General features: G+C 66.4%; 22 protein-coding genes. 14 read left to right on the top strand and 8 right to left on the bottom strand.

From position 1 onward, the window contains the following. Positions 1-6: 6 nt before the first annotated feature. The 6 genes from AC3FKH_RS16495 (at position 7) to AC3FKH_RS16470 (ending at position 5,869) form a co-directional block, all read left to right on the top strand. Positions 7-1,008, top strand: coding sequence for a tripartite tricarboxylate transporter substrate binding protein (locus tag AC3FKH_RS16495; protein ID WP_488677055.1), 1,002 nt, complete (start codon positions 7-9; stop codon positions 1,006-1,008). A gap of 58 nt (positions 1,009-1,066) precedes the next feature. Further along, positions 1,067-2,056, top strand: a complete 990-nt coding sequence (locus AC3FKH_RS16490; RefSeq protein WP_488676940.1) for a Bug family tripartite tricarboxylate transporter substrate binding protein — start codon at positions 1,067-1,069, stop codon at positions 2,054-2,056. A gap of 489 nt (positions 2,057-2,545) precedes the next feature. After that, entirely contained in the window at positions 2,546-3,001 is a 456-nt protein-coding gene (locus AC3FKH_RS16485) for a DUF305 domain-containing protein (protein ID WP_488676939.1), read from the top strand. A gap of 15 nt (positions 3,002-3,016) precedes the next feature. Beyond that, positions 3,017-4,498 (top strand): YncE family protein, encoded by a 1,482-nt coding sequence (locus AC3FKH_RS16480; protein WP_488676938.1) that lies wholly within the window; start codon positions 3,017-3,019, stop codon positions 4,496-4,498. Positions 4,499-4,538: 40 nt separating this feature from the next. Continuing rightward, complete coding sequence (locus AC3FKH_RS16475; RefSeq protein WP_488676937.1) at positions 4,539-5,075, top strand: RNA polymerase sigma factor; 537 nt, start codon at positions 4,539-4,541, stop codon at positions 5,073-5,075. Next, the gene (locus AC3FKH_RS16470; protein WP_488676936.1) at positions 5,072-5,869 is read left to right on the top strand and encodes an anti-sigma factor family protein; all 798 of its coding nucleotides are present in this window, start codon (positions 5,072-5,074) and stop codon (positions 5,867-5,869) included. Before AC3FKH_RS16475 ends, AC3FKH_RS16470 begins: the two co-directional genes overlap by 4 nt. Positions 5,870-5,888: 19 nt before the next feature. Here AC3FKH_RS16470 and AC3FKH_RS16465 read toward each other — a convergent pair whose 3' ends face one another. From AC3FKH_RS16465 to AC3FKH_RS16430, 8 genes are all read right to left on the bottom strand, one after another. Further along, positions 5,889-7,058: a xanthine dehydrogenase family Fe-S subunit gene (locus tag AC3FKH_RS16465; protein WP_488676935.1), complete on the bottom strand. Its 1,170-nt coding sequence runs from the start codon at positions 7,056-7,058 to the stop codon at positions 5,889-5,891. Between the two features lie 8 nt (positions 7,059-7,066). Beyond that, a complete protein-coding gene (locus AC3FKH_RS16460) occupies positions 7,067-7,894 on the bottom strand; it encodes an FAD binding domain-containing protein (RefSeq protein ID WP_488676934.1) in 828 nt (275 codons plus the stop codon). Between the two features lie 3 nt (positions 7,895-7,897). Then, the gene (locus tag AC3FKH_RS16455; protein WP_488676933.1) at positions 7,898-10,279 is read right to left on the bottom strand and encodes a xanthine dehydrogenase family protein molybdopterin-binding subunit; all 2,382 of its coding nucleotides are present in this window, start codon (positions 10,277-10,279) and stop codon (positions 7,898-7,900) included. A gap of 158 nt (positions 10,280-10,437) precedes the next feature. After that, positions 10,438-11,064 (bottom strand): N-carbamoylsarcosine amidohydrolase, encoded by a 627-nt coding sequence (locus tag AC3FKH_RS16450; protein ID WP_488676932.1) that lies wholly within the window; start codon positions 11,062-11,064, stop codon positions 10,438-10,440. Positions 11,065-11,070: 6 nt separating this feature from the next. Then, positions 11,071-12,123 carry a 2,5-dihydroxypyridine 5,6-dioxygenase NicX family protein gene (locus tag AC3FKH_RS16445; protein ID WP_488676931.1) on the bottom strand — a complete coding sequence of 351 codons (1,053 nt, stop codon included), beginning with the start codon at positions 12,121-12,123 and terminating at the stop codon, positions 11,071-11,073. A 36-nt stretch (positions 12,124-12,159) separates the two neighbouring features. Beyond that, positions 12,160-12,987: an alpha/beta fold hydrolase gene (locus tag AC3FKH_RS16440; protein WP_488676930.1), complete on the bottom strand. Its 828-nt coding sequence runs from the start codon at positions 12,985-12,987 to the stop codon at positions 12,160-12,162. Between the two features lie 10 nt (positions 12,988-12,997). Further along, on the bottom strand, positions 12,998-13,750 hold the full coding sequence (locus tag AC3FKH_RS16435) for a maleate cis-trans isomerase family protein (RefSeq protein ID WP_483710783.1): 753 nt from the start codon (positions 13,748-13,750) through the stop codon (positions 12,998-13,000). A gap of 30 nt (positions 13,751-13,780) precedes the next feature. Then, a complete protein-coding gene (locus AC3FKH_RS16430; protein WP_488676929.1) occupies positions 13,781-14,743 on the bottom strand; it encodes an amidohydrolase family protein in 963 nt (320 codons plus the stop codon). A gap of 428 nt (positions 14,744-15,171) precedes the next feature. Between AC3FKH_RS16430 and AC3FKH_RS16425 the strand changes: the two genes are divergently transcribed. The 8 genes from AC3FKH_RS16425 (at position 15,172) to AC3FKH_RS16390 (ending at position 23,329) form a co-directional block, all read left to right on the top strand. Next, positions 15,172-16,776 carry an MFS transporter gene (locus AC3FKH_RS16425; protein ID WP_488676928.1) on the top strand — a complete coding sequence of 535 codons (1,605 nt, stop codon included), beginning with the start codon at positions 15,172-15,174 and terminating at the stop codon, positions 16,774-16,776. 166 nt (positions 16,777-16,942) lie between these two features. Beyond that, entirely contained in the window at positions 16,943-18,160 is a 1,218-nt protein-coding gene (locus AC3FKH_RS16420) for an ABC transporter substrate-binding protein (protein ID WP_488676927.1), read from the top strand. 8 nt (positions 18,161-18,168) lie between these two features. Then, the gene (locus tag AC3FKH_RS16415) at positions 18,169-18,960 is read left to right on the top strand and encodes an ABC transporter ATP-binding protein (protein ID WP_488676926.1); all 792 of its coding nucleotides are present in this window, start codon (positions 18,169-18,171) and stop codon (positions 18,958-18,960) included. Further along, on the top strand, positions 18,957-19,694 hold the full coding sequence (locus AC3FKH_RS16410; protein ID WP_488676925.1) for an ABC transporter ATP-binding protein: 738 nt from the start codon (positions 18,957-18,959) through the stop codon (positions 19,692-19,694). The genes AC3FKH_RS16415 and AC3FKH_RS16410 overlap by 4 nt, the downstream gene beginning before the upstream one ends. Positions 19,695-19,706: 12 nt before the next feature. Further along, positions 19,707-20,591, top strand: coding sequence for a branched-chain amino acid ABC transporter permease (locus AC3FKH_RS16405; protein WP_488676924.1), 885 nt, complete (start codon positions 19,707-19,709; stop codon positions 20,589-20,591). Continuing rightward, complete coding sequence (locus AC3FKH_RS16400) at positions 20,591-21,640, top strand: branched-chain amino acid ABC transporter permease (RefSeq protein WP_488677054.1); 1,050 nt, start codon at positions 20,591-20,593, stop codon at positions 21,638-21,640. The genes AC3FKH_RS16405 and AC3FKH_RS16400 overlap by 1 nt, the downstream gene beginning before the upstream one ends. 79 nt (positions 21,641-21,719) lie before the next feature. Beyond that, positions 21,720-22,025 carry a non-heme iron oxygenase ferredoxin subunit gene (locus AC3FKH_RS16395; RefSeq protein WP_488676923.1) on the top strand — a complete coding sequence of 102 codons (306 nt, stop codon included), beginning with the start codon at positions 21,720-21,722 and terminating at the stop codon, positions 22,023-22,025. An 11-nt stretch (positions 22,026-22,036) separates the two neighbouring features. Next, a complete protein-coding gene (locus AC3FKH_RS16390; protein ID WP_488676922.1) occupies positions 22,037-23,329 on the top strand; it encodes an NAD(P)/FAD-dependent oxidoreductase in 1,293 nt (430 codons plus the stop codon). Position 23,330: the final 1 nt, after the last annotated feature.

Below are 23,330 nucleotides of genomic sequence, written 5' to 3'. Positions count from 1 at the left end.
ATCGAAATGGAGACCAGCTTGACGCTTTCGACGACACGCTTTGCCGGGGCTGTGATCGCAGCCACCGTGCTGCTGACGCCTGCCCTGGCGCAGGCCACCGAATCAGCCGCGCAATGGCCGAGCCGGCCCATCACCATTGTCGTGACCTACCCGCCCGGCGGCGGCGCCGACCTGATGGCACGGCTGATCGCACCCGGGCTCGGCCGGGAACTGGGCCAGTCCGTCATCGTGGAGAACCGGCCCGGGGCCGGCGGGCAGATCGGCGCGTCGTACGTTGCCAAGGCCGCGCCCGACGGCTATACGCTGATGGTCGATGCCTCGTCCTACGCGGTGAATCCGAGCCTCTATCCGCGACTGCCCTATGACCCGGCCAAGGCCTTCACGGCCATTGGCGTGCTGGCGCGCTATCCCAATGTGCTGGTTGCCACGCCGGGGTTCCCCGCGCACTCGGTCAAGGATGTCCTGGCCATCGCGAAGCAGAAGCCGGGCACGGTGGCCTTCGCCTCGTCGGGAAACGGCTCGGCCCAGCACCTGTCCGGCGTGCTGTTCGAGCAGCGCGCCGGCGTGGACCTGCTGCACGTCCCTTACAAGGGTGGCGGCCCGGCCATGACGGATGTCATCGCGGGCCAGGTGCCGCTGTTCTTCGCCAACGTGGCATCGAGCCTGCAGCACATCAAGGCCGGCAAGCTCAGGCCGCTTGCGGTGACCAGCCACACACGCACGCCGGCGTTGCCCTCCGTGCCGACCATGGAGGAAGCCGGCGTGGCCGGCTACGAGGTCTATGAGTGGAATGCCGCCTTCGTCCCGGCCGGCACGCCGCAGCCCATTACCGGCAAGCTGTCCGAGGCCCTGCAGAAAGTCATGAACAGCCCCGACGTGCGCAAGCGCGTCGCAGAGCTGGGCGGCGAGGTCGTGGCCGCGCCGCCCGCGGAAGCAGCCCGCTATATCGACAACCAGACCCGCCTGTGGGGCAAGGTCATCAAGGACGGCAACGTCAAGCCCGAATAAGGTGAGAGCCCATCACCCAATGCACGCCCCGTGCCATCAAGAATCCTCGGAGAAATGTATGACCCAGTTCGACCCCGTCCGCCGCGACATCCTGAAGCTCGCCGCCGCGCTAGGCGCCGGTGCTCTTGCGCCTTCGCTTACCCGAGCGCAGGCGTGGCCCGCCAAGCCCATCCGCCTGGTGGTGCCGTTCGCGCCGGGCGGCAGCTCGGAGATCGTGGCCCGCTCGACCGCCGCTGAACTGACCCGCCTGCTCGGCGTGTCGGTATTCGTGGAGAACAAGCCCGGCGGCGCGGGCAACGTCGCCATGGGAGAAGTGGCGCGCGCCGACGACCAGCACACGCTGATCCTCGGCCATATCGGCACCCTCGCGGTGAATCCCTATATCTTCGCCAAGCTGCCCTATGACCCGAACAAGGATTTCCGTCCGGTGTCGCTGCTGTCCAAGGTGCCGAGCCTGTACGTGATCCATCCGGACGTGCCGGCGAAGAACCTGAAGGAGTTCATCGCGCTGGCCAAGAGCAAGCCCGGCAAGCTCAACTATGGGTCGGCCGGCAATGGCAGCGCGGGGCATCTTGCCTTCGAGTACCTGAAGGCGGCCAGCGGCACCTTCATTACCCATGTGCCGTACCGCGGCAGCGGTCCGCAGATTACCGACCTGCTCTCCGGCAGGCTTGACGCGGCAGCGGTCGGCGCGCCGGCCATCCTGCCGTTCATCAAGGCGGGCAAGCTGCGCTGCATCGCCACGGGCACGACGCAGCGCATTCCACAGCTGCCTGATGTCGGAACCGTCGCGGAGCAGGGTTATCCAGGCTTCGAGATGACGCAGTGGTACGGTCTTCTGGCCCCGGCAAGCCTGCCGCAGCCGGCCACGGACAAGCTCGCCGACGCCGCGGCCAAGGCGGTGAAGAGCCCGGCGTCAATGCAGCGTCTTAGCGCCGATGCCGCGCTGGTGGTGGGCAGCACGCCGCAGGAGTTTGCGCATTTCATCGCGCAGGAACAGCAGCGGTGGAAGCCGATTATTGCGCGGGCGCAGATCAAGCCGGATTGAGTTTGGGCATGGGGGTTACGTTAAGCTGCGCGCTTTAGTGATGACTGGCTCGTCGCTCTTGGCAGGCGCGGCTGTTTCGCAGGCGTAGCCGGCGAGTCACTTTTTGTCCGAGCGACAAAAAGTGACCAAAAACGCGTTTACTTGTCCTAACGGACGAATATTGATCGTAGCGTGCGAAGAATTTCGTACGGGTATGAGCTTCAGAGTCTGCCCGGCTGCCTGCCGCGTGGAGCGCGACCGCAGACAGGCTCTCAGGCAATGATTGAACGAGCCCCGAAACTGTCCGTGGTCCGACACTGCCCGCCATATCGCATCATCGCCTTCGGCTGCTACGCGGCTCACCAGGCAGATTGTCAGAGTCAGCGGCGCCTGCCAGGACGCTGATCTCGACAAACGAAAAAATTCCGTCCCCTGCGGAATAAACCCGCCCCCTCGCGCGTCTACCCGGCATTGGTCCGCTTCCCCGGACCGTCTGAACGACGAGGAACCATGGCACTCCCGCAGCGCTTACCGCGATCCCCCGCCTCTGCCTGGGCCATCCTGGCATTGACCACGGCCTTCCTTCTCCCGGCTGCCGCCAAGGCCCAAAGCACCACCGACCAGCAGAAGTTCGCCGCCGAAAACGAGGCCGCCATGACGCGGATGATGGACGGCATGGCCGTGCCGCCCAGCGGCAATATCGACCAGGATTTTGCCGCCATGATGATCCCGCATCACCAGGGCGCCATCGACATGGCCATGGCCGAGCTGCGCTACGGGCGCAATGAACAGCTGCGCCGCATTGCGCAGGAAATCGTCGTCGAGCAATTGCAGGAGATCGCCGCGATGCGGCTCGCGCTCGGCCAGCCGCTGCCACCCTCCGCCCCCGCGCCGACCCAGCCCGCCAGCGCCGACGCGCCCGAGCCGCAAGCGGCCGGGCACAGCCACGCCACGCACGCCCACTGACAAGAAGACCAAGCCATGAAACGGAACCCCGCCAAGATCGTCAAGACCGCCCTTTCCCTTGCGCTGCTGCTCGGCCTGTCAGGCGTCGCACTGGCCGGCCAGGCCCCCGGCCCGCTGAGCGCGCCCGACGTGCCCGTCAGCCATCGCGACCGCATCTACGCGGCCGAGCAGTTCTCCAACACGGTGTCGGTCACCGACCCGGCCGAAAACAAGCTGCTGGGCGTGATTCGCCTGGGAGATCCGACGCCGGGCAACCTCAGCCCGCTCTACCGCGGCCAGTTGCTCGTCCATGGCCTGGGCTTCTCGCCCGACGGGCGCACGCTGGCGGTGGTGTCGATCGGCTCCAACTCGGTGTCGTTCATCGACACGGCCACCAATGCCGTCAAGCACGTGACCTACGTGGGACGTTCGCCGCATGAGGCCTTCTACACGCCCAATGGCAAGGAAGTTTGGGTGACGGTGCGCGGCGAGAACTACATCTCGGTCATCGACGCCAAAACTTTCGCGGAGAAGACCCGCATCACCGTCGCGGCGGGCCCCGGCATGCAGATCTTCTCGCCGGACGGCAAGTATGGCTACATCTGCTCGTCGTTCAACCCGGAAGTCGCGGTGGTCAGCGTGGCCGATCACAAGGTCGTCGCACGCGTGAAGCAGGACAGCCCGTTCTGCCCGAACATCGCCGCCACGCCGGATGGCAAGCAGGTCTGGTTCACGCTCAAGGATATCGGCAAGACCCAGGTGTTCGATGCCCGCCCGCCATTCAGCCCGCTCAAAACCCTTGAGACCGGCGCGATCACCAACCACGTGAACTTCGCGCATACCAAGGCAGGCACGTTTGCCTACGTCACCATCGGCGGGCTGAACCAGGTGAAGGTCTTCCGCACGGACGACTTCAGCCCGGTCGCGACCATCCCCGTGGGCGCCTTGCCGCATGGCCTGTGGCCGTCCGGCGACGGCACCCGCATCTACGTGGGCCTGGAGAACGCGGACAGCCTCGCGGCCATCGATACGGCCACCAATCAGGTCGTGGCCAACGTGCCCGTTGGCCAGGCCCCGCAGGCCATCGTCTACGTTCCCCGTGCCGTGCCAGAGGGCGCAGGCACCCAAGGGCTGCAGCCGCTTGGCGCGGCGGGCCAGACCACGCAGCTGAAGATGGTCGCGCTGGCCAATGGCAAGCCGGTCGCCGGCGACAGCGCCCCCACCACCGTGACACTGTTCGACCAGGGCCTGCTGCAGGTGCTGCAAGCCTCCGCAACGGGGCTGCAACCGAAGCAGGCGTATGTGCTCGCCCTGGCTGGCCAGGCCGATGGTACCGGGCCGCTGGAACCGCTGGCGAACTTCACGGCGAATCCCGCCGGCGGGGCCATCGTCAACGCGATCGGACCGATCCGGCAGGTCGTGCAGGGCATTGCCGGCACCGACGCGCGGCGCTATCTTGTGATCGCGCCGGCCGTCAATGGCAAGCCTGCGGCACCCGTGCAAGTGCAGGCGATGTAGGCGTGACCACGTTGTCCGCGCTTACCGGAGAGGACTGGCTGTGAAAGACCTGCTGCAGCACGTCGAGCCGATGATTCCGGCGTTGCGGCGCTATGCGCGCGCGCTGATGCGCGAACCGGCTGCCGCCGACGATCTCGTCCAGGACTGCCTGGAGAAGATCATCACGCACTGGGACAGCCGTCGCGGTCAGGGCGACACCCGCAGCTGGGTGTTCGCCATCCTGCATAACCTGGCGATGACGGCACTGCGCCGCCAGGCGGGCTCGCGCAGCCTGCATATCGCCATCGAAGACGTGACGGAGTCGCTGAGCGCGCGCGCCACGCAGGAAGACGGCCTGCACTACCGCGACCTGATGAGCGCGCTCGATACCTTGCCGGCGGACCAGCGCAGCGTGCTGCTGCTGGTGTCGGTCGAAGACATGTCGTACGCGGACGCCGCACGCGTGCTCGACATTCCCATCGGCACCGTGATGTCGCGCCTGTCGCGCGCGCGGGAGCGGTTGCTGAAGGTCATGGATGGCAGTGCTGCGGCAGCATCGGGATCGGCACAGAAGACGGCATTGCGGAGGGTCAAATGAACGAGAACCGGCCCGTGCAGGAAGAAGACCTGCAGGCCTACGTGGACAACGCGCTGGACGAGGCGCGCCGCAAGGAGATCGAAGCCTACCTGCGCGATCACCCGGAAGTCGCGCATCGCGTCGAGGGCTTTATCGCACAACGCCAGCAGCTGCGCGCTGCCTTCGCGCCCGTGGCTGGCGAGCCGATTCCGCCCGAGCTGAACCTGCGCCACATGGTCGCCGCACGCCGCCCACGCGGCACCGCGCCATGGCGCCTGGCCGCGTCGGTCTTTGTCGCGCTGTGCGTGGGGGGCATGGCAGGCTGGATGGGACGCGACGCCACCGAGCCGGCGACGGGAGGCATTGCCGCGCTGGCGCGCGAGGCCACGGCGAGCTACCAGGTCTTTGCCTCCGACCCGAACCGGCCCGTGGAGATCAGCGCGCACGACAGCGCCGATCTCGTCAGGTGGGTGTCGGCACGGCTGCAGCGCCCCGTCGCCGTGCCGGACCTTACGCGCTCCGGCTACCGCTACATGGGCGGACGCCTGGTGGCAACCGAGCACGGGCCGGCCGGGCTCTTCATGTATGACGACGGACACGGCATGCGCGTGGCGATGCTGGTGCGGCCGATGAAAGTGGAACAGAACACGCCGATGAAAGCGCATCGCCAGGCCGGCGTGGCGGGGTATTCCTGGGCGGACCAGGGGCTCGGCTACAGCCTGGTTGCCGCGGATTCGACCAATGACCTGCATCCGCTTGCCGATGAAATGCGGCGGCAGATCGACCAGCGCGTACGCCGGCCCGCGCCGGCATAGCGACGGGCGGCTGGCGCGCTTAGCGCTCGCGCTTGCCGATGAGTCCCTTCACGCGTTCCCAGAGCACGCTAAAGAACAGCGCCACCGGATTGAGCTGCACGGTCTTCATGCGCTCCGCTTCGCTCAGCGTGGGATCCATCCTGCGCGCCACCGACTTGCCGAAGTCGGCGATCATGCGCCGCACGAAATCGCGCACCAGCCCCGAACGCGAGAACTGCGCCAGCGGCCCTTGCAGCGAATACTGCAAATCCACCGCGACTTCCGTCTCGCTGCCAGACCGCGCGGTGAGCTGGTAAGCGATATCGCCGGCGGCCTTGGAGTTGCTCAGCGAATCCTGCCCCGCGCCCTTGAGCACGCCGCGCTTCCGGCTATCGTCGCGCTGCAGGCGTGCCGCGCCTTCGAAACGTGCGGACATCGGGCCGAACTTGATGGCGATGTGTCCCTTGACCTTCTCGCCCTCCACTTCCGTCAGCACGGCACCCGGCAGGCAGCCTGCCACTGCGGGCAGGTCCGCCATGAACGCCCAGACCGCATCGACTGCATAGGGCACAGTGAAGCCGCCTTCGATACGCGACCACCCCTTGCGATCGGCCGCGCGTCCCGCCTCATTGGCCGCGGGGCCAGCTTGCGTGGATTCCGCGCCAAGCGCCTCGTCCGAAACGGCAAAACCAGTGAACGCCCTGGCGATGGCCGGGGCGGCCGCGCGTACCGCACTTCCGTTTGCCGACCGGCGCGCATCCAGCACCGAACGGATCGCGGCAACGATGCCCATATAGCCGGTACAGCGGCACAGGTTGCCCGATAGCTCATGGCGGATGGTCGCCTCATCGGCATCCGGCAGGCGCAGCACGATATCGCGCGCCGTGGCAAGCATGCCCGGCGTGCAGAAGCCACACTGCAAGGCATGATGGCGATTGAAGGCGACACGCAGATCGGCCATCACGGCGTCGTCCTCGTAGCCCTCGACCGTGACGATGTCCGCGCCCTGGCAACCGGCCGCGAAGGTGATGCACGAGCGCACAGGCTTGTCATCGACCAGCACCGTGCACGCGCCGCAGACGCCGTGCTCGCAGCCAAGGTGGGTGCCGGTGAGGCGATGGGTATCGCGCAGGAAGTCGCCCAGGTGGGTACGGTCCGTGCATGCGCCGGATACCTGCCGGCCATTGACGGTGAATGCGATGGTTTGCACGAGGCTCCTCAGTTCAGCATTTGCATGACGCAGCGTGTCACGACGGTACGGCACAGCTTGCGGTCGATCGCGTCCTTGTCCGGCGCGGCCTGGGCAATGGCCGCATCCACGGCCTGCTCGGTCAGTGCCCCGGCACCCTGCGCCGCGACCGCTCGGGTCAGCTCGCGCAGCACCACCGGCGGCCCGTCGAGCGCGCCCAGCACGATGCGCGCGAAACGGCGCCTGGCGTCGAAGTAAGCCGCGCAGCTCGCCTCGGCGAACTCGCCGGTCTTGCGGCACAGCTTCTGGTAGCCCCAGCGCGTATCGTCGCCGGCCGGCGGCACGCGCACCGCGGCGATCAGCTCGCCTTCCTCCAGCACCGTGGTGTAGGCGCCAAGCATGAAGGCATCCATCGGCACCACGCGGGTCCCCGCGGCCGAGGCGATCTCAATCTGCGCGCCCAGCGTCGTCATGGTGACCACCCAGTCCGCCGCAGGGTCGGCATGGGCAAGGCTGCCGCCCACCGTGCCGCGGTTGCGGATCGCGCGATAGGCGATGCCGCCCGCCACGGCCTGAAGCATGGTGCCGCGCAGTGGTTCGAACACGCCGTCCTCGATCTGTGCATGGGTCACGCACGCGCCAATGCGGACGTAGTCGGGCGTGGCTGTGACCTCGCGCAGCTCCGGAAGCCGCGAGACATCGACGACAGCCTCCGGGCGCGTCAGGCGCAGGTTCAGCATCGGGCCGAGCGACTGGCCCCCGCCCATGGTCTTGGCCACATCGGTGCCCGCGCCAAGGCGGGCCAGCGCATCGGCCAGCGAGCCGGGCGCTTGATAGGTAAAGGCAACGGCTTTCATCGGTCAGGCAGCCTTCCTGCTTTGGGATTGGGTCGCGGCGGCGTCCAGCGCCTCCAGCACCTTTCTTGGGGTCAGCGGGGTTTCCTTGAGTTCGACGCCGAAGTCGCGCAGTGCATCGTTCACCGCGTTGAAAATGGCGGCCGGCGGTGCGATGGCGCCGCCCTCGCCCATGCCCTTCGCGCCGAACTCCGTGTGCGGCGACGGCGTCTCGAAATGATGGATGCGGATCGACGGGATCTCGGTCGGCCCCGGCAGCATGTAGTCGGCCAGCGTCGAAGCGAGCGGCTGGCCATTGCCGTCATAGCGCATCTCTTCGAACATGGCCGTGCCGATGCCCTGCGCCACGCCGCCGTAGGTCTGCCCTTCCACCACCATCGGGTTGATCATGGTGCCGCAGTCCTCGACTACGACGTAGTCGAGGATCTCGACGTGCCCGGAATCGATATCGACTTCCACCGCGACCGCATGCGTGGCGTAGGTGAAGCTGCCCGTATCGACCGCCGGCTTGAAGCCCATGGTGGTTTCCAGGCCCTGTGCGTCGACATCGGCCGGCAACAGGTGCGGGTTGATGTACCAGGCATCGGCAATGCGGTCGACGGCGATACTGCCTTCGCCGGCGCGCACGACGCCGGCCTCGAAGCGCGCGGACTCGTCCGGCTGGCCCAGCATGTGCGCGCCGATCTTCAGCAGGCGCGGCAGCAGCGCCTTGCATGCGCGCGAGACCGCACCGCCCGACATCACCAGCGAACGCGATGCATACGTGCCGGTCGAGAACGGCGTCAGGCCGGTATCGCCATGCACGACCTTGATCCGCGCGACGTCGATGCCGAGGATCTCGTTCGCGATCTGTGCGAACGTGGTCTCCATGCCCTGCCCGTGCGAATGCACGCCGACGCGCACCTCCAGCCCGCCGTCCGGCGTGATGCGCACGGTGGCGGAGTCGAAGCCAGGAATCACCGGCGTGCCCCAAGCCGCGAACACCGACGTGCCGTGGGCCGATTGCTCGGTGTAGGTGCCGAAACCCACGCCTACATAACGGCTACCTTCCGGGCCCGCTTTCTGGCGCGCGCGAATCGCCGGCACATTGATCATCTCCATCGCCTTGCGCACGCTGGCCGGATAATCACCGCCGTCGAAGTGCTTGTTGGTCACGTTGACATAGGGCATGGCCTGCGGCGGCACCAGGTTCTCGCTGCGGACTTCCCACGGCTCGCGGCCGACCTCGCGTGCGATGGCGTCCATCAGCAGTTCCATTGCGAAGCACACACCCGTGCGGGCCACGCCGCGGTATGGCACGAAGCCGGGCTTGTTGGTCGCCACGCAGACCGTCTCGCAGCGATAGCCATCGAACGCATACGGTCCCGGCAGGTTGCCTATTGCCTGCCCCGGTTCAAGGCCGATGGTGAACGGCCACACCGAATAGGCGCCGCCGTCGATGGCGATCTTTGCGTCCAGCGCCAGCAGCCTGCCACGCGCATCGGCGTAAGCGGTCAGCTCGTAGTGGTGTTCGCGCGAGTTGGCGCCGGCGGTCAGGTGCTCGCGCCGGTCCTCGATAAAGCGGAACGGCCGCTTGTACGTCATGGCCAGCCACGCGATGCACAACTCCTCCTGCTGCAGCACGCACTTGTAGCCGAACGCCCCGCCCACATCGGGCGAGATCACGCGCACGCGTTCCTGCTCCAGCCCGAGGCAATGGCTCAGGATGGTGCGGATCATGTGCGGCACCTGCGTGGCGCTGTACACGACCAACTGATCGAACTGGTGGTCCCAATAGGCCAGAACGGCCTTGCCTTCCATCGGCACCATGCACTGGCGGGCCAGGTCGATCTTGCGGCTTACAACGACCGTGGCCTCTCGCTGTCGGGCTTCGAAGTTCTTGTCGGCCGTCAGCGTCAGGAAGGTGTTGTCGGCCCAGTGCTCATGCACGCGGACGTCGCCTGCCAATTGGCGCGCCTGCGCGACTTCGGTCAGCGCCGTCAGCTCGTCCAGTTCGAGCGCGACCTGTTCGGCAATGTCCTCGGCCTCGGCGCGGGTCGGCGCGAAGACCATGGCTACCGGCTCGCCGACGAAGCGCACCTTGCCGCTGGCCAGCGGTGGCTGCGCGGAAGGCTTGTATGAAGGAAAGGCCGAGTCGGCGACGATGTCCTTCGCGCCCTGCATGTCCTCGCGCACGATCACGGAGGCGGCCAGCGCCTGCGGCTTGGTGACCGCGAGCAGCCGGGCGTGCGCAACGGGGCTGCGCAGGAATGCCACCTCTTGCAGATCCGGCATGGCGATGTCCGCCACGAAGCGGCCTTTGCCGTGCAGGTGCCGGGCATCTTCCTTGCGCGCCACGCGGGCGCCCACCCCCTGGCCCTGCCCTTCCAACGAATGATTCGGTTCCATCGATATCCTGTCTTCTGGCCGGCGGCCACGGCGGACGATGCGCCCACCGCGGGTCCCGACTTGCTCAGCATGCTGAGCAAAAATGCTAAAGAACCCCGCCACGGCCTGTCAATTGCGGCTTCACCGCATGGCAAGCGGCGCAAACGCCATGCCTGCGCTCATTCCTGCACACCGATCGCGGCCAGCGCGGCCGACCGGGGCATGACGGTGGCGTACTTCTGCTCCATGTCGAACAGGTTGGCCTCATGCGGGCCGAGCGCGCGATCTCCCACGCAATCGGACAGCACCAGCGGACGGAAACCGTACTGCATGGCATCCACGACGCTGGCGCGCACGCAACCGCTGGTCACGGCGCCTGCCACCACCAGCGTTTTCACCGCGCGCTGCGTGAGCCATGCGGCCAGCGAGGTGCCGAAGAACGCCGACGGCACGGTCTTGCGCACCACCAGTTCGCCCGGCGCGGGTGCCAGGTCCTCCACGATGGCACTGTTCCGCTCATGCTCCTTCAGCGTCAGCATGTTCGGCACCTTCATCGAGAAGATGTTGTGGTCCGCGCCATCGTCGGCATAGACAATGCGGCTATGCGCAATGGCCCAGCCTTCGCGGCGCGCCGCCGCGAGCAGCGGCACCGTGGTGGCGATGGCTTCGCGGATATTGCCGCCGCCGAACACCGCCGGATCGGCGAAGCCGTTGACGAAGTCGACGATCAGCAGGCCAAACGGCGGTGCCAGTTCAAGCTGGTTGCCGAAACCCTGGCGCTGGTACGCGCCGATTTCCTTGTGCATGGGCTGCTACTCCTTCGGATACTGGAATCCATCCATGACCTTGCCCTTGTTCACCATGTCCACGCCGTCGAGCCGCACGGTGCAGCGGCGCAGCGGGATATCGATATGGCAGGTGGTGGTGCGCTGCCCGCCGGCCTCGTTGTTCGGGCCGAGCGAGAACAGGAAGTTGCCCTCGAACGCGCGCGCATCCATGCCGATGGTCGCTTCGCGGTCGTACAGGCCCAGCGTCGACCAGTGCGCGCGCGGCTGCAGGCCCCAGCCGACGTGCGAAATCGCATAGGCTTCCGGGTCTTTGAAGGAGGCCATGTATTCGCTCAGCAGTTCCGCATGCAGGCCGCCTTCGATGCGCGTGGCAAAGCCGTTCTCGACCGTAAGCGTGACGGGCTCGGTGACGTAGGCCTTCTGCGGCAGCAGGATATCGCCGCGGTCCAGCACAATGGTGCCGCTCGCGCCGCCCTCGTTCGGCCAGGTCAGCACGAAGCCGCTGGGCCAGTGGTCCCAGCGCCCCGGCTCGTCGACGAAGCCATATTCGCTGATGGCCGGAAACTCGCCCAGCGGGCAGCGCAGGTCGGTGCCAGCAGCCGAAACCACGTGCATTTCCTTTGCGCGGCCCAGCCGCTCGGTAGCCGCCTTGACGCGTTCGCGGTCGGCTTCGGTCGGGACCATGCGCGCCAGCACTTCGGGCGGCTCCACGGCCAAGAGGATCTTCGTCCCGCCGCTCAGGATGTCATGCTGCTCGGGCGAGAACAGCAGCGTCATCAGGTCGAGCACAAGATCGCTCGCCTTCAGCGCCGAGATGGCGGCGCGGTTGCCGGTCAGCGGCGTGGTGCCGAGATAGGCCAGCGCGTCCCGGCTCAGCGCTTTTTCGCCGTTGACGGGCGGCAGGTCCAGCCGGTTCACGATCGCACCCATCGCTTGCGTGGCGATCAGCGCAGTCGAGAGGGTCTGCGGATGCGTGGCGGCACTGGTGAGGATGGTCACCGTCTGCCCTCGTTCGAGCTTTGAGAGCTTGAGCACCTGGGTCCAGGCATCAATCATTTGGTGGTCACTGACGGGCATGTCGGCTCCTTGCGTGACGGGGTTGGTGACAGGCGTTCATAGCGGCAGCCGCGCACCGATGAAATCGCCGAAGGCGCGATAGAAACCGGCCTCGTCGTCCCACGGGATCATGTGGCCGGCATCGGCAACGTGGCTCACCAGCAGGCCCGGCAGCAGCGTGCGGATTTCCTGCTCGTCCTCATCGCGCACCACGTCGCCGCGGCCCGCGCGCATCAGCAGCGTCGGCACCGACACGTGCGGCAGGTCGGCGTGGATATCGTCTTCATGGAAGCCGTTGAAGCTCGCGAGGATCGCGCGCTCGTCGCAGGTGTGCAGCCATTCGGCGCGCAGGCGCAGTTGTTCGTCGGTCCATGTCTGGCAGAAACGGCGCATGCCCTCGGCGTCGATGCCAGCGCGCGCGAGGCGGATGGAATCGATGTACCAGGGCAGTTGCGCGGGATAAGCGCGGCGGCCGGGGCCTGAGACCGGCGGATCGACCATCACCAGGCGCGTCAGGCCCGCCGGGTGCTGGCGCGCAGCGCGAACGCCGATGCGTCCGCCCATCGAATGGCCAACGATGGCATAGCGCTGCAGACCCAGTGCCTGCGCAAACGCGATCACGTCGGCAGCTTGCGCGTCGAGGCTGTAGTCCAGCGTGTCGCTCGCTTCCGACAAGCCACGGCCGCGCACATCCAGCACATAAGTATCGAAGCGCTGGCCGAACTGCTCGCCGACAAAGCCCCAAGTGATGGCCGGGCTCGTGATGCCTGGCACGATGATCACGGAATCGCGCGATGCCCTTTCGCCATCGTTGCCGCCGTAGCGCAGGTAGTGCAGCCGGATGCCGTTGGCCTGGACGTTGCCGCCATAGAGGAAAGTGCTCATGGCGCGGCCCTCAGTAGGCGCCGGACAGCAGCGCGCCCGCGCCCGGCACGACCGGCTCCAGGTCGAGTGCGCGCAGCATCGCGTAGGTGGTGGCGATGGCCGCCGTGATCACCGGCTTGCCGGTCATCGCCTCGACCTTCGCTACCGCCGGCAGCGACGGCATCTGCACGCAGGCGGACAGCACGATGGCATCGACATCGGCAATGTTCATCTGCGCGACGATGGCCGGAAGCTTCGCCGGGTCGTGGCGGCCCACTTCGAGGTTGTCGGGAATTTCCAGCGCGCGGTAGTCGACGACTTCGTAGCCCTCGTTGCGGATGTAATCAACCACCAGCTCGGTCAGCGGCTTCATGTACGGCGCGACCACCGCGATGCGCTTCGCGCCGATTACCTTCAGTGCATCGACCAGCGCACCGGCGCTCGTGATCACCGGCGCATCGCCGCCGTTCTCGACGGTGTGGGCCTTCAGGCGCTGCTCCGACTTGCGGTGGTAACCGTGGCCCATCGCCATGATCGCGACCAGGCAGGCATAGCCGAGCACGTCCACGCGTGCATCGGAAAGCTCCACGGCGCAGCGGTCGGATTCGGCATCCATCGCGGCCAGTTCTTCCTTGACCACCTTCTTCATGCGCATGCGGCTCGAATGGAAGGTGAACCGTTCGGGGCGGATCTGCTGCCGTGCGCTCAGCATGGCCGGGATCTCGGTTTCCATCGTGGTGTTGGAGCTCGGCACGATCTGGCCGATGCGAAAGACTTTTTGCATGGGTGTCCTTGCGTGGTGCAATTGCAGCGATTACAGCTTGAGAAGGCGTTGAGCGTTGCCGTGGCAGACCAGCGCGCGCGTCGCGTCGTCGAGCGGCGCTTCCTCGATGAACTTCGCGGCGACCTCCGTCGATTCATAGGGATAGTCGACCGAGAACATCACGGCCTCGGGCCCCATTTCGGCAATCGCGCCGGACAGCGCGCCGGGCGAGCACACGCCCGACGTGGTGATCACGATATTGCTGCCGATGTATTCCGACGGTGCGCGCGCGAGGCGTACTCCGTGCGAGTACACCGCGAAGCGGCTGTCGAAGCGCCAGCGCTGGAACGGCAACCCTTCGCCCATATGGCCAAGGATGATCTTCAGCCGCGGGAAGCGGTCGAATACGCCGCCGAACAGCAGACGCAGCGCGTGCGATGCCGTTTCCACGCCCCAGCCCCACGCGGCGCCGTCCAGTTCCGGATGTCCGGCCAGCACCTGCGGCTTCACGTAGGCGTCGGTCGGGTGCAGGTACAGCGGCACGTCGAGCGATTGCATCCGCTCCCAAAACGCGTCGTACGCGGGATCGTCGTAGTAGCGGCCGTGCGTGTGGCCGTTCACAAGCGAACCCTTGAAGCCGAGTTCGCGCACGGCGCGTTCCAGTTCCCTGCCCGCCTGTTCGGGATCGTGCATGGGCAGTGCCGCAAAGCCGGCGAAGCGCGTCGGATGGCGCGCGATCTGTTCGGCCAGGAAGTCGTTGCTCCGCTGCGCACGCGCCACGGCCAATTCGGGATCAGCTTCGCCCTGCACGCCGGGACCGGTCTGCGAAAGCACCGTGATATCGATACCCGCGCGATCCATCTCCGCGAGCCGGAGCTCGTCGAAATCGGCAAGGCGGCGACCCAGGTCGGCGAACACCGCCGGGTCGATATATTGCGTGAATGCCTTGGAATAAGCCTGGAACCCTGGCGTCATGAAATGCTCTTCCAGGGCGATCTTCTTCACTCTTGTCATGCTGTGGGGGCTCCTGATGACGGGTTGCAGCGCAGCAGTAGCGTTCGTGCACGAAGGTGCGATGCGATTTGCTCAGTACACTGACTAATTGCGGATTCTAGTCAGCGAAATTCCAAAAGTCCAGACGGCTTCCGGAGGGTTAACACCTATAACGATGGCCCAACACGCTCAGTACACTGCCCCACATGCTCAGTATGCTGACAATATTAGCCAGCTACTTAATAACAGGCATTGCAGGCATTCCGGCTTCCGTGGTCTGGCCCGCATTTTGCTCAGCATACTGCGCTTCTCATCAGCATACTGACTGATGCACCGGTAACAGGCGTAGCGGCATGGCAAGGGGCCATCAGAGCCCCGAAATCGCGCCGACTGCACCCGGGAAGAAAAAAGACAATTGAGACAACCGGCTTCACCATAGGACCCCCGCCATGACGATGAGCCTGACCCGCGATGAAGCGCGCGCCCCCGCTTCCGGCATGACCGCGGAGGAGCGCAAGGTCATCCTTGCCTCCTCCTTCGGCGCGCTGATGGAGTGGTACGACTTTTATATCTACGCCGCCCTGGCGGTCTACTTCGGCGCACTGTTCTTTCCCAAGGGCAATGAAACCGCCGCCTTCCTCGCCAGCCTGGCGACGTTCGGCGCGGGCTTCCTGATCCGGCCCGTCGGCGCGCTGCTGTTCGGACGGCTCGGCGACATCATCGGCCGCAAGTACACCTTCCTGGTCACCATCCTGCTGATGGGGATTGCCACCGTCGGTGTTGGCGTGCTGCCCACGTACGAGCAGATCGGCATTGCCGCCACCGTGCTGCTGGTGCTGCTGCGCCTGCTGCAGGGTCTGGCGCTCGGCGGCGAAGTCGGCGGCGCGGTGACGTACGTGGCCGAGCATTCGCCGGTGCACAAGCGCGGCCTGTACACCAGTTCGCTGCAGACCACGGCGACCCTCGGGCTGCTGTCTTCGCTGCTGGTCGTGTACCTGCTCAAGACCTTCCTGACCGAGGCGGAATTCCGCGCCTGGGGCTGGCGCATCCCGTTCATCGTGTCGTTCGTGATGCTGGTGATCTCGGTGTATATCCGCGGCAAGCTGCACGAGTCGCCGGTGTTCGCGCGCATGAAGGCCAGCAACGCGACCTCGAAGGCGCCGATCCGCGAGAGCTTCACGCAATGGCACAACCTCAAGTCCGTGCTGCTGCTTTTCGTCGTGGCGGCGGGTCTTGGCGCGATCTTCGGCACGGGCCATTTCTACACCATGTTCTTCGTCAACAAGACGCTGCACGTGCCGATCGAAACCGTGCATATGCTGATCGCCATCGCGCTTGTCGTCGCTACGCCTTGCTACCTGTTCTTCGGCTGGCTGTCGGACCGCATCGGCCGCAAGTACATCATGATGGCGGCCTGCCTGCTGGCGGCGCTGACCATCCAGCCCATCTTCAAGGGCCTGACGCATTACGCCAACCCCGCACTTGAGCATTTCCAGCAGCAGGGAACCATCGAAGTGGCGGCGGGCAACTGCAAGGCCCGCCTGTTCGGTGACCCGGTGTCCGACTGCGACAAGATCCGCGGCTACCTGACCGATCTTGGCGTGGGCTACACCTTCGTGCCGGCCGCCGATGCGGCGCAAGCCGTAGTGCGCATCGGCTCGCAAACGCTGCAGGGCTTCGACCGCGACGCCATCAAGCGGGCGCTGGTCACCGCGGGCTGGCCGGAGCGTGCCGACCCCGCGCGGATCAACCTGCCCATGCTGTTCCTGCTGCTGCTCGTGCCTATCCTGTTCCTGGCGATGGTGTATGGGCCGATGGCGGCGTTCATGGTGGAACTGTTCCCCGCCCGGGTGCGCTACACCTCGCTGTCGCTGCCCTTCCACCTAGGCGCCGGCTGGGTCGGCGGCATGCTGTCCTTCGTCGTCACCGCGATGAACGTGTCGAGCGGCGACGTCTACTACGGGCTCTGGTACCCGGTGATCATCGCCGGCGTGGCCGTCGTGATCGGCATGCTGTTCGTGCCGGAGACGCGCGGACGCGACCTGTCGGCCTGAACCGCGCAAGCATAGCGAAGGGCGGAGTGATCCGCCCTCTTTACCGCCCCATCTTCAGCATACTGAATTCATGACGAAGCGCCCCGGTACGGCGATGAGGCCGGAGCGCTGCAGCTACAACCATCGCAATCCAACCAACGATCCGCGAAGACAACCGGGAGCCCCCATGTCCAAACCTCGCACCCTCCGCACCCTTGCCCTGTCGTCGGCCCTGCTGGGCCTTGCCGCCGCCGCGCCCGCCTGGGCGGATGCCAATGGCGTGAAGATCGGCGTCATCACCGATATGTCCGGCTCGTACGCCGACCTCTCAGGCAAGGGCTCGGTGCTTGCCGCGCAGATGGCCGTGGAAGAGTTCGGCGGCAAGGCGCTCGGCAAGCCGGTCACGGTGTTGTCGGCCGACCACCAGAACAAGGCGGATATCGCCTCGTCGCTGGCGCGTCGCTGGTTCGACACCGACGGCGTGGACATGGTGATCGATTTCCCCAACTCGTCGACGGCCCTGGCTGTGCAGGAAGTCGCGAAGCAGAAGCAGAAGATCGACATCGTCTCGACCGGCGGCGCGATGGCGCTGACCAACCAGAACTGCTCGCCCACGGGCTTCCACTGGGCGTGGGACACGTATTCCGTGTCGTATCCGCTGGTCAAGCGCATGATCGACCAGGGCCGCAACAGCTGGTACTACATCACCGTGGACTACGCCTTCGGCCAGTCGCTGGAAGCCGATTTCCGCAAGGCCGTCGACGTCAGCGGCGGCAAGAACGTGGGCAGCACCAGGCACCCGCTCAACGCGAGCGATTTCAGCAGCCCGGTGGTTGCGGCGTCGGCCTCCAAGGCCAAGGTCGTGGTGCTGGCCAATGCGGGCAATGACATGATCAACGGCGTCAAGGCCGCCGGCGAGTTCGGCCTGGTCAAGGCCGGACAGACCGTGATCACGCCGTCCACCTTCATCACCGACATCAAGAGCCTGGGCCTGAACACCGCGCAGGGCCTGACCTACGTCGACCCGTTCCGCCTGGACCTGGACGCGAAGTCGAAGGACTTCGTCGAGCGCTACTACAAGCGCCACAAGGCCTACCCGACGCACGGCCAGATCGGCGTCTACTCGGGCGTACTGCATTACCTGAAGGCCGTCGAAGCCGCCAAGACCGTCGACGGCCCCGCCGTGGCAGACAAGATGCGCGCCCTGCCCGTCAACGACGCCTTCGTACACAACGGCAAGGTACGCGCCGATGGCCGCATGGTGCACGACATGTACCTGGCCCAGGCCAAGACGCCTGCCGAATCCAAGGGGCCGTGGGACCTGGTCAAGTACCTGGGCACCATTCCTGGCGACGAGGCATTCCGCCCGCTGTCGGCGAGCGAGTGCGCGCTGGTGAAGAAGTGAGCGTGCCGATGCCAGACACTGACGTCATCCTGCAGACCCGCGGCCTGACCAAGAGTTTCAAGGGCTTCACGGCCGTGAACGATGTCAGCCTGCGTGTGCGCCGCGGGTCGATCCATGCGCTGATCGGCCCGAACGGCGCGGGCAAGACCACGTGCTTCAACCTGCTGACGAAGTTCCACGCGCCGTCGTCCGGCTCCATTCACTTCAACGGCACCGACATCACCGCCCTGCGGCCCGCGCACGTCGCCCGCATGGGCGTGATCCGGTCGTTCCAGATCTCGGCGGTGTTTCCGCAGCTGAGCGTGCTGGAAAACGTGCGCGTGGCGCTGCAGCGCAAGCTTGGCACCGCCTACCACTTCTGGCGGGGCAGGCAGTCCCTGTCGAAGCTGGATAGCCGCGCCATGGAACTGCTCGATGCGGTCGGCCTGGCAAGCTTTGCGCACCTGCCGACCGCCGAGCTGGCCTACGGCCGCAAGCGCGCGCTGGAGATCGCGACCACGCTGGCGATGGACCCGGAGCTGATGCTGCTGGACGAGCCCACCCAGGGCATGGGCCATGAGGACGTGGAGACAGTCACTGCGCTGATCAAGCGTGTCTCGGCCGGGCGCACCGTGCTGATGGTCGAGCACAACATGAGCGTGGTGTCGTCGATCGTCGACCGCATCACCGTGCTCCAGCGCGGCGCGATCCTGGCCGAAGGCAGCTACGACGAAGTCTCGAACGATCCGCAAGTGAAGGAAGCCTATATGGGGACCACAGACGAGGCCGCTGACCTCCACGCCAGCGCGGAGGCCGCATGACCCAGGCCACTACCCCCGCACTGGAAATCCGCGACTTGCACGCGTGGTATGGCGAATCGCACATCCTGCATGGCGTGAACCTGACGGTGAACCCCGGCGAGGTCGTCACGCTGCTCGGCCGCAACGGCGCCGGGCGCACCACCACGCTGCGCGCGATCATGGGCCTGGTGGGCCAGCGCAAGGGCTCGGTGCGCGTGCATGGCCAGGAAACCATCGCCATGAAAACGCACCGCATCGCGCCGCTCGGCCTGGGCTATTGTCCGGAAGAGCGCGCGATCTTTTCGAGCCTGTCATGCGAGGAGAACCTGCTGCTGCCGCCCGAGTTCCCGCGCGCCCCCGGCGCCGTGGGCCTGCGCGAGCCGATGACGGTCGCCGAGATCTACGAGATGTTCCCCAACCTGCTCGAACGCCGCAAAAGCCAGGGCACGCGCATGTCGGGCGGGGAACAGCAGATGCTGGCGGTGGCGCGCATCCTGCGCACCGGCGCCAGCGTGCTGCTGCTCGACGAGATCTCGGAAGGGCTGGCGCCGGTGATCGTGCAGAAGCTCGCGAAGATGATCACGATGCTGCGCCGGCGCGGCTACACCGTCGTCATGGTGGAGCAGAACTTCCGCTTCGCCGCGCCGCTGGCCGACCGCTTCTACGTCATGGAGCATGGCGCCGTCGTCGAGGCATTTGAATCTTCGGAACTGGAACACAAGATGCCGACGCTCAACGCACTGCTCGGCGTGTAAGGAGAGTTTCCAATGGAATTGTTCGGAGTACCCCTGCCGGCGCTGCTCAGCCAGCTCCTGCTGGGGCTGGTGAACGGGTCGTTCTACGCGATCCTGAGTCTCGGGCTGGCCGTGATCTTCGGCCTGCTCAACGTGATCAACTTTGCCCACGGCGCACTGTTCATGCTTGGCGCGGTGCTGGCCTGGATGGGGCTGAACTACCTGGGCATCAACTACTGGCTGATGCTGCTGCTGGCGCCGCTGGTAACCGGCGCCATCGGCGTGGTGCTCGAACGCACGATGCTGCGCCACCTGTACCGCTTCGACCATCTTTACGGGCTGCTGCTGACGCTTGGCATCTGCCTGCTGCTGGAAGGCCTGCTGCGATCGGCCTATGGGGTCTCCGGTCTGCCCTATCCGACGCCGGAAGCACTCACCGGCGTGACCGGACTTGGTTTCATGGTGCTGCCCAACTACCGCGCCTGGGTGGTGGTGGCGTCGCTGGGCGTCTGCTTTGCCACCTGGTACGTGATCGAGAAGACGCGGCTTGGCGCCTACCTTCGGGCCGGCACCGAAAACCCGCGCATGGTCGAGGCGTTCGGCATCAACGTGCCGCTGCTGGTGACGCTGACCTACGCGTTCGGCGTGGGCCTTGCGGCATTGGCTGGCGTGCTAGCGGCGCCGGTGATGCAGGTGTCGCCGCTGATGGGCCAGAACCTCATCATCACGGTCTTTGCGGTGGTGGTGATCGGCGGCATGGGTTCGATCCTCGGATCGATCTTCACCGGCCTGGGCCTGGGCGTGTTCGAGGGCATGACCAAGGTGTTCTACCCCGAGGCGTCGGCCACGGTTGTGTTCGTGGCCATGGTCTGCGTGCTGCTGGTACGCCCGGCCGGTCTCTTTGGAAAGGAAGCATGATGACGGCACGCGACAACCGCGCTACGTTCGCTTACGGGCTGCTGCTGGCGGTCCTGGCGGCCGCCCCGTTCCTGGGCGCCTATCCGGTGCTGGTGATGAAGCTGCTGTGCTTCGCGCTGTTCGCCTGCGCCTTCAACCTGTTGCTCGGCTTCACCGGCCTGCTGTCGTTCGGCCATGCCGCGTTCTTTGGCGGCGCGGCCTATGCGTGCGGCTATGCGATGAAGTCGCTGCACGTCACACCGGAAGTCGGCCTGCTGTTCGGCACGGCATTCGGCGCGCTGCTGGGCTTGGCCTTTGGCGCGCTGGCGATCCGCAGGCAGGGTATCTACTTCGCCATGATTACGCTGGCGCTCGCGCAGATGTTCTACTTCTTCTGCCTGCAGGCACCGGTCACCGGCGGCGAGGACGGCCTTCAGGCGGTACCGCGCGGCAGCCTCTTCGGCCTGGTCTCGCTGGAACCCGACATGACCATGTACTACCTGGTGCTGGCCATCACCGCGGCGGCGTTCCTGGGCATCATGCGCATCGTCAACTCGCCGTTCGGGCAGATCCTGCGCGCCATCAAGGAGAACGAGCCGCGCGCGGTCTCGCTCGGCTATGACGCCGACCGCTTCAAGCTGCTGGCCTTCGTGCTCTCCTCCGCGCTCGCGGGGCTGGCCGGCGCGCTCAAGACGCTCGTGCTCGGCTTTGCCACGCTGACCGATGTGCACTGGATGATGTCGGGCTCGGTGATCCTGATGACGCTGGTGGGCGGCATGGGCACGCTGTCCGGGCCGATCCTTGGCGCCGTCGTCATCGTCGCGCTGGAGAACAAGCTCGGTGATGCCGGCACGGCCCTGGCCGCGCTGACGGGCATCTCCTGGTTCGACGCGCTCGGCGAGTCCGTCAGCATGGTCACCGGACTCATCTTCGTGGTCTGCGTGCTCACGTTCCGGCGCGGCATCATGGGCGAGATCGAGGCGCGCTGGCGGGTTCGCCCCGTGTCGCGGCCCGTCGCCACGGCCACTGGCGCGGCCCGCACCGGCGCCGCCGGTTCCGGACAGGGTTAACGAGGATAGTTCGTGCAAGAAACATCAGTACACTGACTGTTATAGTCAGTGTACTGACAGATCAGCAACGGAGAGCTTCATGGCATGGATTGAAATCAACGACGCCGGCACGCTGCAGAACGATGAAGTGATGCCGCTCACGCTGGGCGAGCGCCAGCTGGCCGTCTACCGCAGCGACGGCGAATACTTCGTCACCGACAACGTCTGCACGCACCAGTACGCGCTGCTGTCCGACGGCTACCTGGAAGACGGCTGCATCGAATGCCCGCTGCACCAGGCCCGCTTCGACATCCGCACCGGCAAGGCCATGTGCGCGCCGGCCGCCACTGACATCCGCACCTACCCGGTCAAGTTCGAAGACAGCCGGGTCTGGGTCGAGCTGTGACGGAGCCGGGCATGGCACAGCAAGCGCCCATCCTGATCGTCGGTGCCGGCCAGGCCGGCGCAATGGCCGCGGCCGAGCTGCGCAAGCTGGGGCACGCTGATCGCATCGTCATGGTCGGCGGCGAACGGCACGCGCCGTACGAGCGTCCGCCGCTTTCCAAGGCGGTGCTGGCCGATGCCAGCCAGCAAGGCCAGATCGGCGTGCATCCCGCGAGCTTCTACGCGGAACGCGAGATCGACCTGCGCCTTGGCACCACGGTGACCGCGATCGACCCCGCGCGCAGCGTCGCCGCCTGCGCGGACGGCAGCGAGATCCATTTCGGCGCCTGCCTGCTCGCCACGGGTGGCAGCGCACGCACGCTGCCGGCGCTGCCACCCGGCACGCCCCATGTGCACTACCTGCGCACGCTGGACGACGCGGGTGCCCTGCGCGAGGCCATGCAGCGCGCCGACGAGATCCTGGTGATCGGCGGTGGCTTCCTGGGACTGGAAACGGCTTCTACAGCAGTGGATCTCGGCCTCAAGGTCACGGTGCTGGAAAGCGCCGACACACTGCTCGGCCGCGCCGCCCCTGCGGAGCTTGGGGACTGGCTGGCGCAGCGCATCCGCGCGCGCGGCGTGGACCTGAGGCTCGGCTGCCGGATCGCGGCAATCGAACCGCAGTCGCAAGGCGTGCGGGTGCGGCTGGCCGACGGCACCGCCTGGCAGGTACCGGTGCTCGTGGTCGCCATCGGCCTGACCCCGAACACCGAACTCGCCGCGAGCGCCGGGCTTGCGCTGCACCCGGGAAATGGCGGCATCCGGATCGACGAACAGGGCCGCACCAGCGCCCCGAACCTCTACGCCGCCGGGGATTGCGCGAGCCAGTTCCAGCCGCTGTTCGGCACCGAGATGCGTTTGGAATCGTGGCAATCGGCCAATGAACAGGCTCGCATTGCCGCGACATCCATGCTCGGCCTGGAGGCCGCGCCCGCGGCCACGCCGTGGTTCTGGACCGACCAGTTCGGCTGCAACGTGCAGATACTTGGCGCCGCCCATGCCGGCATCCGCTATGCGTGGCGGGAACGCCCGCCCGGCGACGCGGCAAGCCCGAGATTCATGCTGCTCGGCACGCTGGACGGCCACCTGCGCCACGCGATCGCCGTCAATGCGGGCGGCGATCTGCGCCAGTTGCGCGCGCTGTTCGGCCTGCCCGTCGAAGCACACCTGGCCCGCCTGTGCGACACCGCCCTGCCCCTGCGCCGGCTCGTGCGCGATGTGCAGTCGGAAGCGTCAGGCCGGACCGCCAGCCTCACCACACTCTGAA

It is taken from the genome of Cupriavidus sp. 21MJTG02-4 (assembly GCF_057798975.1).
Note: the sequence above shows the minus strand (reverse complement) of the source record. Positions and strands in the feature narration are given on the sequence as shown.